The following is a 13,929-nucleotide window of genomic DNA, read 5'->3' as shown; positions in this document are numbered from 1 at the left end:
GGCGAGTACCTTACGGTGCACGCCGCCCCTACAGGCGAGACTAGGGCTGTGCAGCTCACCCCCCCGCCACCTTACGCGCCTCGAGCGTTCTCTTCAGCGCACCTCCCCCTCCCCCTGCCCCCGGGGCACCGCTTCCCGGCGCAGAAGTACGCGCAGCTCGCGGCGCGGCTGCGCGAGCTCGGGTGGCAGGTCGACGAGGCGCCCGCCGCACCCCGCGAGGACCTCGCCCGCGTCCACACGGCGGCCTACCTGGCCGCTTTAGAGGCCCTCGCGCTCCCCCCCAAGGCCGAAAGGCGCCTCGGCTTGCCGCAGTCGCGCGCCCTGCTGACGCGCGAACGCCACACCGTCGGCGGCACCCTGGCGGCCCTTTACGACGCGCGAACGCGTGGGTACGGGGTCAACCTGGGTGGCGGCACGCACCACGCCTTCGCCGACCGCGGCGAGGGCTTCTGCGTCTTTAACGACCTCGCGGTCGCGGCCTACCACGCGCTCGAGCGCGGCCTCGCCGCGCGCGTGATGATCATCGACCTCGACGTGCACCAGGGCGACGACACCGCGCACCTCTGCGCCTTCGACCCGCACGTCTTTACCTACAGCGTGCACGGCGCGCACAACTACCCGTTTCACAAAGAGCGGAGCGCGTGCGACGTCCCCCTCGAGGACGGGGTGACGGACGCGGCGTACCTCGCGCGGCTCGAGGCCACCCTCCCCGACGCCGTCGCGCGCTTTCGCCCCGAGTTGGCGCTCTACGTGGGCGGCGCCGACGTCCTGGCGGGCGACCGCTTCGGCCGCGCCGCGCTGAGCCTCGCGGGCGCCGAGGCGCGCGACCGCTTCGTGTACGGCCTCCTGCGCGCCGCCGGCGTCCCCGTGGTCTACACCATGGGGGGCGGCTATCACCGCGACATCGAGGTCACGGTCGAGGCGCACGCGCGCGGCGTCGAGGCCCTTCGGGAGGTCTTCGCGGGCTACCCAACCTAGCGCACTTCGCTCAGTAGCCGGAGCGTCGTCCCCCACGGGTCATCGACCTGCACCCCCGCCGGCCCGGCGCGGCGGTGCGCCACGCCCGCGCGCGCCAACCGCTCCGACAGCGCCGCGACGTCCGCTGCGCGCGGCAGCACGAGGCACCACTCGAGCAGCCGCGCCTCGTCGTCTGCGGCCGGGGTGGCGCCCGCCGCCCAGGTGTTGAGCCCCAGGTGATGGTGGTAACCCCCCGCCGCCAGGAAGCGCGCCCCGGGGTAGCTGCGCACCGTGGTCGTCAGACCGAGCAGCCCCTCGTAAAAGGCCGCCGCCCGCTCCAGGTCGCCAACCTGCAGGTGGAGGTGACCGATCGCCGTCCCGGCCGGCATACCGCTCCAGGCCGCCGCGCCGGCGGCGCGGCGCAGGCTCTCTGCGGCGAGCGGCGCCGTCGTCATCTGCAGCTCGCCCGCCGACCAGCGCCAGGTGTCACGGGGGCGGTCGGCGTAGAGCTCCAACCCCAACCCGTCGGGGTCACTCAGGTAGAGCGCCTCGCTCACCCCGTGGTCGGCCGCGCCGAAGGAGATCCGCGCACGCTCGAGGTGGCGCAGGGCGCGGCCGAGCGCTTCACGCCCAGGCAGCACCGCGGCGACGTGGTAGAGGCCCAACCTGCCGCGCTTAGGCACCGGTCGGGCGCCGGGGCGCTCGACGAGCTCGAGCAGCACCTCCTCCCCCACCCCGAGCGCCGCCCGGTGCGCCTCGCGCTCGAGCACGGTAAACCCCAGGAGGTCGCCGTAAAACGCCAGCGAGCGCGCGAGGTCGCTGACTTGAAGCCGCACCCGCCCGAGCCGGGTCGTTGGGGGCAGGGTGTAGGGCGGCAAAGGCGCGTTACTTGGGCTCATGCGCGCGCCCACGCCGCCACCCGTCCAAGGCGAGGGCGCCCGGGCCCGTGAGGGTGAGCGCGAGGGTCGCGGCGAAGAGGGTGAGGGTAAACTCGACCCCGTCCGGCGCGAAAAAGCCCGCCCTCAGGTGCACGAGGAGCGTCGCGCTGAGCGCGACGAAGGCGAGCAGAAGCGCCGCGACGGGGGTGAAAAGCCCCAGCATCAACAGCAGGCCGCCCACGAGCTCCACGGTGGCAACAAGCGGCGCCGACAACTCCGGCAGGGGCACCCCCAGCTGCGTAAACGCCGCCGTGGTGCCGGCGACGCCGAAGCCGAACTTTTGCAGGCCGTGGGCGAAAAAGACCAGGCCGACGGTGACGCGCAGCGGCGTCAGGCCGAACTGCCGCCGCGTCGCCGCGGCAGAGGCGTCCGAAGTCGGGTGAGTAGGGGTCAACATAGAGGTTCCTTTGCGTGTCAAGGCTGAGAGGTTTCGCCGGGGCGGGCTCGAGCCGCCCGCAACAGCTCGAGCAATCCCCCCCGCTGCTCCGGCGTCAGGTGGGCGAACTGCGCCTCGTGAAGCGCCGCGACCGGTGCGTCGAGCGCCGCCAGGAGCGAGAGCCCCGCCGCGGTGATGCGGGCGGTGACCACGCGCCGGTCGCCGGCGTGCCGGCAGCGCGTCACCCAACCCCGCTTTTCCATCCGGTCGAGCAGCCGCGTCACATCGGGCGCTTTGGTCACCAGGCGCTCGGCGACCTCGCTGCAGGGGAGCCCGGCGGCGCCGGCGCCGCGCAGGATGCGCAGGATGTTGTACTGCGGCCCGCTGAGCCCCGCCGCGCGAAAGAGCTCCCCGAGTTCGGCGCCGAGCTCCCCCGCGAGCCGCTGCAGCGTCAGGTAGAGCTCGTGCTCGAGGCTCGCGAACGGTTTGGCCTGTTTGATGGCGTTGCGGATGTCTGCGCTAAACGTCCTCACCTCCCGCATATAGTTGTTTAAACGATAGATGTTGCAACAAGTTTTGTCAAGCAGCCCCCTCGTAGACCGTTGGGATGTGCTACACTCCTCCAAACCGCTCTCTTAAGGAGACGAATGAAGCGTGCCGCCCTTCTAGTATGGCTGGTGGGATTTTTGTGGCTGAGCGCCGCCAGCGCACAGGTGCAGAGCCCGCAGCCACGAGGCGCCTACGTCGGTCTAGGCGTCTCCTACGCGCCAGTGGGTCTGCCCTCTTTCCCGCCCCTCCCCGCGCTGCACGTCGGCGGCCCCTTGACGGACACCCTGACGGTCCGCGGGACCCTGGAGACCTTGCTGGTGGCGAGCCAGCTGGGCGTCGACTTTCTCTACACCTTCTCCCAGGCCCCGACCTATGAGCTCTACGCGGGGGTAGGGGCTAGCGCGAGCTTTTACTTCTACTTTCCGAGCGGGAGCGATCTGCGCGTCATCCTGGGTGGGCAGTACGTCGTCGACGAGGAACCTTACCTCGGGGCCCCCCGCCCCTTCGGGGAGGTCCGGACGTACGTGCGGAGTTTTGCGGGCCTCAGCGCTGGGTTCTGGCCGACGCTCGAGGGCTGTTTCGGCGTCGCCTTCCCTCTGTAGAGCCCCCCGCAAAGCTTCGTGCGCGCGAGAGCAACGTAGCCTGCGCTTGGACGCCCCCGGAGGGGTCTGCTAAACTAGTGCGTTATGCCGCTCGCCGCCCCCCCGACCGAAGAGACCCTCTACCCCGCCACCATCTCCGAGGTGCAGCGCGGTTCGCCCGCCTACCGAGCGGGCGTGCGCCCCGGGTGGGAGCTGTTGCGGGTCAACGGGGGGGCGGTGACCGACGTCCTCGCCTACCGCCGCGAGTTGGCGCGCGGCGAGGTCACGCTCGACGCGCGTGACCCTCTCACCGGGCGCGAGGTGCGCTTCGCGGTCGCTTGGGAGGACCCCGGGCTCGAGTTCGCCGAGGTCATCTTCGACGGGCTCAAAAAGTGCGCCAACAAGTGCGAGTTCTGCTACGTCCACCAGATGCCCAAGGGCTTTCGCAAAAGCCTCTACATCATGGACGACGACTTTCGCACCTCGTTTTTGTACGGCTCGTTCGTCACCCTCACCAACTTGAGCGAGGAGGACATCGCGCGCATCTTGGACGAACACCTCTCGCCGCTCTACGTCTCCGTGCACACGGTCAACGAGGACCTGCGCCGCGACATGATGAAGTGGTGGCGCCTTAAGGTTAGAGACGAGCGCGCAACCCGCATCCGGGAGATGCTGCAGCGCTTGGAGCCCATCGACCTCTACACGCAGATGGTGCTGCTGCCGGGCCGCAACGACGGCGAGCACCTCGACGAGACCCTGGAGCACCTCGCCACGTACGACAACGTCCAGGCGGTGGCGTGCGTGCCCGTCGGCCTTACCGAGCACCGCCGCAACCTCCCCGAGCTGCGCCCGTACACCCCCCAAGAGGCGCGCGACGTGCTGCGGCGGGTGCACCGGTTTCAGCGGCGGATGCTCGAGGCGCGTGGGACGCGCTTTGTCTTCGCGAGCGACGAGTTCTACCTGCTCGCCGACGAACCGCTGCCCGCGAGTGACGCCTACGAGGGCTTCCCGATGTTAGAGAACGGCGTCGGGATGGTGCAGGACTTTTTGAGCGAGCCGCTGCCCGCGCTGCCGACGCGTTTGGAGCGGCCGCGCAAGGTCATCTTGGGAACGGGCAAGCTCTTCGCCCCCGTCTTGGCGCGCGCCGTCGCCCCCCTGCGCGCGATCGAGGGGTTGGCGCTCGAGGTCCGCGCCCTTAAAAACCGCACCTTCGGCGAGGTCACGACCGTCGCGGGGCTCCTCGCGGGGCGCGACTTTTTGACGCAGATCAGGCCGGGGGAAGCGGATCTGCTGCTCGTCTCCCCGAACGTCCTCAAGTACGGCACCGAGACCCTGCTCGACGACCGCACCCTCGACGACCTCCGGCAGGGGCTCAAGATGCGGGTTGAAGTCGGGGGCACGACGCTCGCCGAGCTCGCCGAAGCCATCTTGAGCGACGTGGGCGAACGCCACGGGCCGCAGTTCGGCTTCTCGACCCACGCCATCAAAGAGGCGGCGCGGCAGCACTAGAGCCTTTCGCTGAACCTTTTGACGTCAGCCTTGTGACATCGGTGACATCGTAACAGCAGCCGCGCGCGCTAAAGGCGCCGGTGCTGACGCGCGTGGGGCGGTTTAGAAAAGTTCGCGGCCAGCAGGCGCGACCGACGCCATCACAGCGCTCTGCAGCTAGCCCAGCGACGCGCCGAACCCTTAAAGCCCTCGTGCGCTTCAGGGTACGCTTCGGCTGAGCACCCTGTGGGCCTGCCGCGCCGGTGTACGGCTGCAGCGAGGACGTATTGACGTCTCGGGGCGGACGGGGTTAACTGAGGTCAGCGCTACGGTGTATAAACTCCCAAGCGGCGCCCCGCCGCCACGGGGTCTGCGCGCCCCCTCGCCGCGCCGCAGACGACGGTACACCTGTACGCCCCCAAGCGAAAGGAGTTGTCCGTTGAAAACGCTTCGCTATCTCTGCCTCGCTGCCGGTCTCGGCCTCGGCACCGCCTGGGCGCAACCGCTCATCATCGCCCAGGGCACCGACGCGGTCACCTTGGACGCGAACGACGCCACCGACTCCCCCTCGGCGACCGTCATCAGCCACATCAGCGAAACCCTCTTTAAGCTCGAGCCCGACGGCAGCATCGTCCCGTGGCTCGTCGAGTCGTACGAGGTGAGCGAAGACGCGCGCACCTGGACGCTGACGCTCCATGACGGCATCACCTTCCACGACGGCGAGCCGCTCGACGCCGAGGCGGTCAAGTACAACATCGAGCGGCTCACAGACCCCGACAACGCCTTCGCCTTCGCCTTTTTGCTCGCCCCCATCAGCGAGATCACCGTCATCGACGAGCTCACCCTCGAGCTCTCCTTAGACGAACCGTTCGCCCCGCTGCTCGCGCACTTTACCCACTCCTCGACCGCGATGCAGAGCCCCGCCGCCATCGAAGCCGCCGGTGAAGACTTCGGCGACAACCCGGTCGGCACCGGTCCCTACCGCTTCGTGAGCTGGGACCGCGGCGAGGGCGTGATCACCCTCGAGGCGTACGAGGACTACTGGAACGAGGGCCCTGAGATCACCGAGGTGCGCTTTATCACCGCCGCCGAGAGCACGAGCCGGATGGCGCTCGTCGAGACCGGCGAGGCGCACGTCGCGGTGCGGGTGCCGCCGCAAGACGTCGAACGCCTAGACGCCAACCCCAACATCACGGTCGAGAACACGAGCAGCGTGCGCACCATCTACATGTACTTCAACGCCCTCCGCGAACCCACCAACGACGTGCGCGTGCGCCAAGCGATCAACTACGCGGTCGACAAAGAGGAGATCACCGAGTTTTTGCTGGGCGGCGCGGCCCGCGTCTCGGACGCCCCCATCTCCCCCGGCGTGTTCGGCTACACCCCGGTCGGCGAGTACGAGTACAACCCCGAGCGGGCGCGCGAGCTGCTCGCCGAGGCGGGTTTTGAAAACGGGCTCGACATCACCATGTATAGCCCGAGCGGCCGCTACCTCCAAGACATCCAGATCGCCGAGGCGATCCAGAACCAGCTCGCCGAGGTCGGCATCAACGCCACCATCGAAACGCTCGAGTGGGCCGCCTACCTCGAGCTCACCAACCGGCCGCCCGAGGAGAACGACGTCTTGTTCGCCATGCTCGGCTGGGGCACGGTGACGGGCGACGCCGACTACGGTCTCTACGCCCTTTTCCACACCGACCAGTGGGTCCCGACGGGTTCGAACCGTGCGTTCTACTCGAACGAAGAGGTCGACAGCCTCCTCGACCGGGCCCGCACGAGCACCGACCCCGCCGAGCGCGAAGCGCTCTACGCCGAAGCGATGCAGATCATCTGGGACGACGCGGCGTGGCTTTTCCTGCATAGCGAAAGCCAGCTCACCGCGATTCGCGACGAGGTCGAAGGCATCATCGTGCACCCGACCGAGCGCGTTCTCGCCTACAACGCGCGTTTCCGCTAAGGAGCGACGCCAAACACGCAACCGGCGAGGCGCCACCTGGCCCCGAGGGCCCACAGGTGGCGGTTGCAAGCTCCGGGGCGCGCCTAAAGGGGGCGCGCCCTCTTTCCGCCTCAGCGCGCCCGCCCCCTACCGCGCAACTCAGAAGGTGATATGCTCAGCTATCTTTTACGGCGTTCGCTCATCGCCCTCCCCTCGATCCTCGGGGTGATCGTTATCGTCTTTGCCATGGTGCGCCTCGCCCCCGGCGACCCGGCCGTGCTGCTCGCCGGGGAGTTCGCAAGCGCCGAAACCGTCGAGCGCATCCGCGAACGCTTCGGGCTCAACGAGCCGCCCCACGTGCAGTTCGGCATCTTTATGCGCGACCTGGTGCAGGGCGACCTCGGCAACTCGACCCGCACGCGGCGGCCGGTCATCGACGAGCTCGCGCGCTACTTCCCGAGCACGCTCGAGCTCGCCTCCGCAGCGATCCTGATCGCCCTTCTCATCGGCGTCCCGGCGGGCGTCATCTCGGCGCTCCGGCCCAACAGCGTCGCCGACGTCACGGTGACGCTCATCGCGCTGATCGGCGTGTCGATGCCGGTCTTTTGGTTCGGGCTGCTGGCTATCTTGTACTTTAGCGTGCAGCTCGGTTGGTTCCCGGTCCAGGGCCGGGGCACGCTCGCGCACGTGGTGTTGCCCGCCGTGACCTTGGGGGTGAGCAGCACCGCCATTATCGCGCGCATGACCCGCTCGTCGATGTTGGAGATCTTGAGCCAAGACTTTATCCGCACCGCCCGCTCCAAGGGCCTTCGGGAGCGCGTCGTGACCAACAAGCACGCGCTGCGCAACGCGCTCATCCCCATCGTGACCGTCGGCGGGCTCGAGTTCGGCACCCTGATGGCCGGCGCCGTGCTCACCGAAACGGTGTTTAACTGGCCCGGGATCGGCCGGCTGCTCGTCGACTCGATTCTCGCTCGAGACTACCCCGTCGTGCAGGGCGCGGTGCTGCTCATCTCGGTGAGCTTTATCGTCATCAACATCCTTGTCGACCTCCTCTACGCCCTCATCGACCCGAGGATCCGCTATGACTAAACCCGTCACCAAACAGGGCGGCCTCGGCGCCCCCGGCCAGCCCCAGACGAGCGCGCGCGTGCGTGCGCGCCGCGGTTGGCAGCGGCGCCTGTTGCGCAGCCCGCTCGCGCGCATCGGCTTTTTTATCATCGCGGTCTTTCTCCTGGTGGTCCTCTTCGCCCCCTTTATCGCCCCCTACAGCCCCACCCAACAGAGCCTCCGCACCACCTACATCCCCCCGGGCGTCGGCGTGCACTGGTCGGGGCCAGATGGCGCGTTCGGCCTCTGGGTGAGCCCCGTCACGCGCAGCCCAACCGGCGGCGTGGTCGTCGACGAGAGCGAGCGCTATCCGGTGCGGTGGTTCGTCGAGGGGGCGCGTTGGACCTGGTTTTTCGGGCTCGTCTCGAGCAACGTGCGCCTTTTCGGGGTCGACGGGCCGGCGAACGTCCGCTTTCACCTCCTCGGCACCGACGAACAGGGGCGCGACGTCTTTAGCCGCTTGGTCCATGGCGCCTGGATCTCGCTCTTTATCGGGCTGATCGCGGTCGCCATCGGCATCGCGGTCGGCGTGCCCATCGGGGCGCTGTCGGGCTACCACGGCGGCACCTTCGACCTCGTCGTGCAGCGCTTTATCGACGTCATGTTGGCGTTTCCCGGCATCCTCCTCGCCATCGTCCTCGTCGCCACCTTCGGCACCGGGCTGACCAACGTCATGATCGCCGTGGGCATCGCCAGCATCCCCATCTACGCGCGGCTCGTGCGCGGCTCGGTGCTCTCCGTCAGGAGCCGCGAGTATATCGAAGCGGCTAAAGCGCTCGGCAAAAAAGACGTGCCGATCCTTATCCAACACGTCATCCCCAACGCGCTCGCCCCCATCATCGTGCAGTCGAGCCTGCAGATGGCGGTCGCCATCTTGTTCGCCGCCGGGCTCGGTTTTTTGGGTCTCGGCGCGCGGCCGCCGCAACCGGAGTGGGGGCTCATGCTCGCGCGCGGGCGCGAGTACCTCGCGACCGCCCCACACGTGGCGACCTTTCCGGGGCTCGCCATTATCCTCGTGGTGCTCGGCTTTAACTTGGTCGGCGACGCCCTGCGCGACGCGCTCGACCCGCGGCGGCAGGAGTAGCGGTGCCGTCGCGCCAGCTATAACAACGCGCGGCGCCGCTCGGGGTGTCCCTGAGCGGCAAGCGCTCCGTCGGGCACAGCTCACGAGCAGCCCCAAAAACCGCCGTGGTCGCTAGCAGCGTGACATCGCGACATCGGGCGGATGAGCGGCCGGTAACAGGTGCGCCGGTCGCCGCTACGCCCAAAGCCCGGGTCGCCGTCGGCGAGCGGTCGGGCGACCCATGGTGTAGGAGCGTCCGCGCGCCCTGCGGCTCTCGAGGCGGGACGCAGGGCGGAGAGCGGCGGTCCGGTTTGCCGCGCGCTAGTTGGGCTCCCCCGCACCGCTCGCCGACTCCGCGCGACGCGCCCGCCGCACGATGACGAGAACCCAGACGATCACCGCCGCGCTGATCACGGCGTTGCCTGGACCCGCGGCGACCGGCGAAGCGCTGACGAAATCGAAAAGGCCGTGCCAGAGCGCCACGATCAAGATGCTCCCGCCGCTTTGGCGGTAAAACCACCCGAGCAGCACCGAGCCCAGGGTGATGCTCGCCAGAAAACCGACGAAGCCAAGCGGCCCCAGCGCCACGAAGGTGGGTTTATACAAAAAGTAGGGCAGGTGCCAAAGCCCCCACACCACGCCGACGAGCACCGCCGCGCGCACCCAACCGAGGCGCTGCAGGTGGTGAAAGGCGAAGCCGCGCCAGCCGATCTCCTCGCCGAAGCCGTAGGTTGCCAGCCACACGGCGAGGGCCGCCGGGACGCCGACGCGCCCCAGGTACTCGAGGTCGCCGAAGCGTGAGAACGCGCCCTCGAGTCCGTGGAGCGCGGCGTACACGGCGACCGCCAGCCCCCCCAGCGCCAGCGGCGTGCCCAGCGTCAGCAACCAGAGCCGCGCGCCGACGTCGGCTTTGACGATCCGCTGCCCCAACGCCTTTAGGTCCCGGCGCCCGCCGACGGCGACGGTCACGGTCACAGCGGCGACGGCTGGGCCGTAGGCGCTGAGGTAGTGCAGCGCCATGGGTAGCGCCAGCGCGCCGCGCGCGCTAGCAATCAGTAGCGCGCCGAGGGTCCACGACCACGCAAAGGTGATGACGAGGTAGAGCGCGAGCGCTCGCCAAGCGACGCGCGCTACCTGTTGGGTGGGGGCGTGCAGGGTGCTCATGAACCGACCGCTTAGAACACGCCCACCCCCCCTTTAAGCCGCGTTCTCCCGCGCGAGGCGCTCCGACTCCTGCCGGCCCACCTCGTCGAGGGCGCGGAAGTCCTCATCGCTCAGCTCGAGCCCGGCCGCCGCCACGTTCTCCTCCAAGTGCTCTACCTTGCTCGTCCCGGGAATAGGCAGCATCACGGGGCTGCGCTTTAACACCCACGCCAGCGCCACCTGCGAGGGGGTCGCCCCGAGGCGCTTGGCGACCTCGTCTAATACGCTCCCCTCGCGCGCGAGGCTGCCCGCTGCCAGCGGGAACCAGGGGATAAAGGCGATGCTTTCGCGCTCGCAGTACTCGAGCACCGCTTCGCTCCCGCGCGTCACGAGGTTGTAGAGGTTCTGCACGCTCGCCACCTCGAAGTGCTGCCGCGCCGCTTCGATCTCCTCGACGCTCACCTCGCTCAAACCCACGTGCCGGATAAGGCCCTCTTGCTGCATCTTGGCGATCTCCGCAAACTGCTCGTCGCGGTCCGTTTTGGCGTCGATGCGGTGGAGCTGCCAGAGGTCGAGGCGTTCGACCTTGAGGCGGCGCAGGCTCATCAACACGCACTGCCGCAAGTACTCCGGGCGCCCGACCGGGCGCCAGATGTCGGGCCCGTGGCGGGTGAGGCCGCCTTTGGTGGCGATCACCATCCCCTCGTAAGGGTGCAGCGCCTCGCAGAGCAGCTCCTCGCTGACGTAAGGGCCATAGGAGTCGGCGGTGTCGATAAAGTTGACGTTTAGCTCACGGAGGCGGCGCAGCACCCGCAGGGCCTCGTCGCGGTCTTCGGGTTCGCCCCAGATGCCCTTGCCGGTGACCCGCATCGCCCCGAAACCGAGGCGGTTGACCTCGAGGTCGCCCCCCAGCAAAAAGGTTCCGCTCAAGCTTGCGTCCAGTCGCGTTTGCGTCATCGTCCCACCTTTCGGCCGCCATTGTAGCACCGAGCGCTGGCGGCCGATTGTAGAGTGCGCCGAGGTAGCGTGCGCCGGGGTCGCCTACCTCACGGTAAACCGCACCGTCCCCGCCGTCCCCGCCGCGCCGCCCCCGCTCGAGCCGCTATAGGGCACGGCGCGCAGGGTGTAGGTGCCGCGCGCGGGGGTCCAGGGGTGGTAGTCGCCGCGGGTATCGCTCGCGAGCGCGTAGGGGGCGCCGTTCTCCGTGCGGTAGAGGCTGCCGTTGAGGAAGAACCGCACGCTGCCGACGCGCGCCGGGGTGGTGTTGGCGCGCACGTTGAGGCGGCGCGTGGGCAGCGCGGCGAGGTCCAAGGTGGCGCCGTCGGGGATGGGGTCGTACCCCGCGATGGGCCGGTTCGTGTCGGCATTGATCAACGTAAAGCTCGAGACCGCTTGGCTCCCCGACGCGGCGACGTCGAAGCGCGCCGTGTAGCGCCCCCCGGCGCTAGGGGTGGTGATGGTGTGCGCCGCCGCGCCGCCGTCCGACCAAGCGGCGAAGGTCGCCCGCCGGCCGTCGGGCGTCGTCTGCGCGTCCGCGCGCACGTTGAGCCGGTACCCCACCCACGAGGCGATCGTCCGGGGGGTCGTCAGCGTCTCCCCGTTGACGGTGAGCTTGAGGCCGCTCGGCTCGGTGTCGAAGGTCACCCCGACCATGCGCGGGTGGACGTCTTGCCGCACCGTGCGGCTCAGCCCCTGGCTGTCGGTCGCACTCAGGTAGACCTCGAGAAACGACGTCGTGGTCGCCGCCAGATCCTCGGGGGGGGGCATGGTGATCGTCACCTCGCGCCCGGTCGCGCGCTCGTACGGGTGCGTGTGGTCGTCGTGGCGCAACAGCACCCGCCAGCTCAGCTGGCTCCCGGAGAGCGTCCCGTCCTCGGCGTCGGTCGCCGCGCCGCGCAGCGTGATCCGCTCGCCGACCCCGAAGAGCGCGCCCGGCGCGGGGGCGGTGATCACCGGCTGCGGCGGGGTGTTGCCCGCGCTGATACGCACCACCGCCCGCCCCTCGGCGCCTTGCGGGTCGCGCACGATGAGCGTCGCCGTGTAGTCGCCCTTGGCGTAGGTGTGCGTCACGCGCGGCCCGCTGCCCGTCGCGCCGTCGCCAAAACGCCAGGTGTAGCTGAGCGCCTCGCCCTCCGGGTCGCGGCTCCCCGAAGCGTCGAAGGTGACCCGCAAAGGCGCCGGCCCCGAGGTCGGACTAGCCGTCACGACCGCTTGGGGCGCGCGGTTGAGTGCGCCGGTGTAGGCGATGCGGCGCACCTGGCCGCCCCCCGCGTAGGTGGTGTAGAAGAGCGCCTGTGAACCCCCGTGCGGGCCGAAACGCAGGTGAATGGCGCTGCTGTTGCCGAGCCCGTCGGCAAAGAGGCTGGCGCGGTACCCGCTGTCCGTGGGGGTGAGCGCAAAGATCTTGCCGCACACGTAGTCGCTAAACAGGTAGGCGCCCTCGAACGCGGCGGGCCACACGCCTCTAGGTACGAACGCACCCCCCGTCACGGAGGTGCACCCCGCGAAGAGGCCGCTCGCCCCGTGGGCGTACTCGAAGATGGGGTTCGTCATCCCCGCCGGCGCGGCTCCGCAGTCGGTGCCGCCCACCTTGCAGCTGCCCTCGCGCACGTTCCAACCGTAGTCTGCCCCGGCGCGGCCGAGGTTGATCTCCTCGCGGGCCGCCTGCCCGACGTCGTTGATGAAAAAGCGGGTGCCGCTGCTGTTGGGGTCGAAGGCGAAGCGGAAGGGGTTGCGCAAGCCCAGCGCGAAGATCTCCTGACAGACGCTCCCCGGCGCGGCGCTCCCGCGGTTGCAGCGGACGCTGTCGACGCCCCTAAAGGGGTTGCCTTGCGGGACGTCGCCGCTACGGGTGATGCGGATGACCTTGCCGAGGAGCGTGTGGCGGTCCCTAGCGGCGGCGTTCTCGGCAGAGCACCCGCTACGGCCGCTCGGGTCGCACCCCGCGTCCCCGACGGTGACGTACAAAAGCCCATCTTTACCGATCGCGACGTCCCCGGCGCTATGGTTGCCAAAGGGCGCGGGGATGTTGTCGATCAGCACCCTTTCGCTGCTCAAAGCCGCCGCGTTGCCCGAAACCGTAAAGCGCGAGACGCGGTTGACCGCCCTGCCGTTCCGGCCGCGCTCGCAGGTTCCCGTACCGGCTTTGTCGAAGGTGTAGTAGAGGTAGATAAACCCGTTTGTAGCGAAGTTGGGGTCGACCGCGATGCCGAAAATCCCCCGCGCCCCGTTCGTGCAGATCTGCCCCTTGAGGTCTAGAAGCGGCGCCGCGCGCAGCGACCCGTTCTGATAGACCCGCACCTGCCCCGTCTGCGTGGTGATCAGCAGGCGCCCGTCGGGCGTAAAGGCGAGCGCCGTGGGCGCCTCGAGCGAGGCGAGCCGAACGTCCTCGAACTGGCTCGGAACCGCTAGCGCGTCCGGCGACGGCGCCGCGGCCGGCACGTCAGCCGGCGCGCGACAAGCGCTGATGAAAAGCACGACCGCCACCCACACCGCCCAACCGAATCGACCGATCATCCCCGACCTCCCGTCTTCACGGCGCGTCGTGCGCCGGGCTGCACCCCTTGGGAACCCCACCGCGTGCTCAAGGTCCTGGCTACGCCTCTTCGGTCACCCTCTCGGTTACATCTCCTTTGCGCTAAGGTGCCTCGAGTCTACGCCAAATCGGCACCTCTCGTGTCAGCTTTTTCATCATTTGCCCACGCATCACACATACGCCCTCCGGACCGCACCCCTCACCGCTGACTACAACGCCGCCCGGCACCCCCACCGCCAAAGCGCGCAGAAGC

At 69.1% G+C, this 13,929-nt stretch carries 12 protein-coding genes; 6 read left to right on the top strand and 6 right to left on the bottom strand.

Going from position 1 to position 13,929, the window contains the following annotated elements; genetic code table 11:
- The first annotated feature begins 48 nt into the window (after window positions 1–48).
- Window positions 49–978, top strand: coding sequence for a histone deacetylase family protein (locus TRAD_RS05650; RefSeq protein ID WP_013177633.1), 930 nt, complete (start codon window positions 49–51; stop codon window positions 976–978).
- On the opposite strand, the gene TRAD_RS05645 is transcribed toward TRAD_RS05650, so the two are convergent.
- From TRAD_RS05645 to TRAD_RS05635, 3 genes are read right to left on the bottom strand one after another with little or no spacing between them, the layout of a single operon-like run.
- Entirely contained in the window at window positions 975–1,856 is an 882-nt protein-coding gene (locus TRAD_RS05645) for a VOC family protein (RefSeq protein ID WP_013177632.1), read from the bottom strand. The genes TRAD_RS05650 and TRAD_RS05645 overlap by 4 nt on opposite strands.
- On the bottom strand, window positions 1,843–2,292 hold the full coding sequence (locus TRAD_RS05640) for a DoxX family protein (RefSeq protein ID WP_013177631.1): 450 nt from the start codon (window positions 2,290–2,292) through the stop codon (window positions 1,843–1,845). The genes TRAD_RS05645 and TRAD_RS05640 overlap by 14 nt, the downstream gene beginning before the upstream one ends.
- Window positions 2,293–2,309: 17 nt before the next feature.
- On the bottom strand, window positions 2,310–2,813 hold the full coding sequence (locus tag TRAD_RS05635; RefSeq protein WP_013177630.1) for a MarR family winged helix-turn-helix transcriptional regulator: 504 nt from the start codon (window positions 2,811–2,813) through the stop codon (window positions 2,310–2,312).
- Between the two features lie 105 nt (window positions 2,814–2,918).
- On the opposite strand from TRAD_RS05635, the gene TRAD_RS05630 reads away from it, so the two are divergent.
- The 5 genes from TRAD_RS05630 to TRAD_RS05610 all read left to right on the top strand — a co-directional run bounded on the left by TRAD_RS05630 (window position 2,919) and on the right by TRAD_RS05610 (window position 9,019).
- Window positions 2,919–3,422, top strand: a complete 504-nt coding sequence (locus TRAD_RS05630; RefSeq protein ID WP_013177629.1) for a hypothetical protein — start codon at window positions 2,919–2,921, stop codon at window positions 3,420–3,422.
- 84 nt (window positions 3,423–3,506) lie between these two features.
- Window positions 3,507–4,910, top strand: coding sequence for a radical SAM protein (locus tag TRAD_RS05625; RefSeq protein ID WP_013177628.1), 1,404 nt, complete (start codon window positions 3,507–3,509; stop codon window positions 4,908–4,910).
- A 418-nt stretch (window positions 4,911–5,328) separates the two neighbouring features.
- Window positions 5,329–6,846, top strand: coding sequence for a glutathione ABC transporter substrate-binding protein (locus tag TRAD_RS05620; protein WP_013177627.1), 1,518 nt, complete (start codon window positions 5,329–5,331; stop codon window positions 6,844–6,846).
- 150 nt (window positions 6,847–6,996) lie between these two features.
- Window positions 6,997–7,917, top strand: coding sequence for a nickel ABC transporter permease (nikB, locus tag TRAD_RS05615; RefSeq protein WP_013177626.1), 921 nt, complete (start codon window positions 6,997–6,999; stop codon window positions 7,915–7,917).
- On the top strand, window positions 7,910–9,019 hold the full coding sequence (locus tag TRAD_RS05610) for an ABC transporter permease (RefSeq protein ID WP_013177625.1): 1,110 nt from the start codon (window positions 7,910–7,912) through the stop codon (window positions 9,017–9,019). Before nikB ends, TRAD_RS05610 begins: the two co-directional genes overlap by 8 nt.
- A 300-nt stretch (window positions 9,020–9,319) precedes the next feature.
- On the opposite strand, the gene TRAD_RS05605 is transcribed toward TRAD_RS05610, so the two are convergent.
- From TRAD_RS05605 to TRAD_RS05595, 3 genes are all read right to left on the bottom strand, one after another.
- Entirely contained in the window at window positions 9,320–10,162 is an 843-nt protein-coding gene (locus tag TRAD_RS05605; protein WP_013177624.1) for a CPBP family intramembrane glutamic endopeptidase, read from the bottom strand.
- 33 nt (window positions 10,163–10,195) lie between these two features.
- Window positions 10,196–11,098, bottom strand: coding sequence for an aldo/keto reductase (locus TRAD_RS05600; RefSeq protein ID WP_013177623.1), 903 nt, complete (start codon window positions 11,096–11,098; stop codon window positions 10,196–10,198).
- An 84-nt stretch (window positions 11,099–11,182) separates the two neighbouring features.
- Entirely contained in the window at window positions 11,183–13,657 is a 2,475-nt protein-coding gene (locus TRAD_RS05595; RefSeq protein ID WP_013177622.1) for a PQQ-dependent sugar dehydrogenase, read from the bottom strand.
- Between the last annotated feature and the right edge of the window lie 272 nt (window positions 13,658–13,929).

This window comes from Truepera radiovictrix DSM 17093 (genome assembly GCF_000092425.1).
GTDB classification, from domain to species: domain Bacteria; phylum Deinococcota; class Deinococci; order Deinococcales; family Trueperaceae; genus Truepera; species Truepera radiovictrix.
This window is presented reverse-complemented; position numbering and strand designations above follow the sequence as displayed.

Coding starts and splice junctions, on each gene's coding strand:
- TRAD_RS05610 (WP_013177625.1), top strand. CDS start 7,910: ATGACTAAACCCGTCACCAAACAGGGCGGCCTCGGCGCCCCCGGCCAG.
- TRAD_RS05625 (WP_013177628.1), top strand. CDS start 3,507: ATGCCGCTCGCCGCCCCCCCGACCGAAGAGACCCTCTACCCCGCCACC.
- TRAD_RS05600 (WP_013177623.1), bottom strand. CDS start 11,098: ATGACGCAAACGCGACTGGACGCAAGCTTGAGCGGAACCTTTTTGCTG.
- TRAD_RS05595 (WP_013177622.1), bottom strand. CDS start 13,657: ATGATCGGTCGATTCGGTTGGGCGGTGTGGGTGGCGGTCGTGCTTTTC.
- TRAD_RS05635 (WP_013177630.1), bottom strand. CDS start 2,813: ATGCGGGAGGTGAGGACGTTTAGCGCAGACATCCGCAACGCCATCAAA.
- nikB (WP_013177626.1), top strand. CDS start 6,997: ATGCTCAGCTATCTTTTACGGCGTTCGCTCATCGCCCTCCCCTCGATC.
- TRAD_RS05640 (WP_013177631.1), bottom strand. CDS start 2,292: ATGTTGACCCCTACTCACCCGACTTCGGACGCCTCTGCCGCGGCGACG.
- TRAD_RS05630 (WP_013177629.1), top strand. CDS start 2,919: ATGAAGCGTGCCGCCCTTCTAGTATGGCTGGTGGGATTTTTGTGGCTG.
- TRAD_RS05605 (WP_013177624.1), bottom strand. CDS start 10,162: ATGAGCACCCTGCACGCCCCCACCCAACAGGTAGCGCGCGTCGCTTGG.
- TRAD_RS05645 (WP_013177632.1), bottom strand. CDS start 1,856: ATGAGCCCAAGTAACGCGCCTTTGCCGCCCTACACCCTGCCCCCAACG.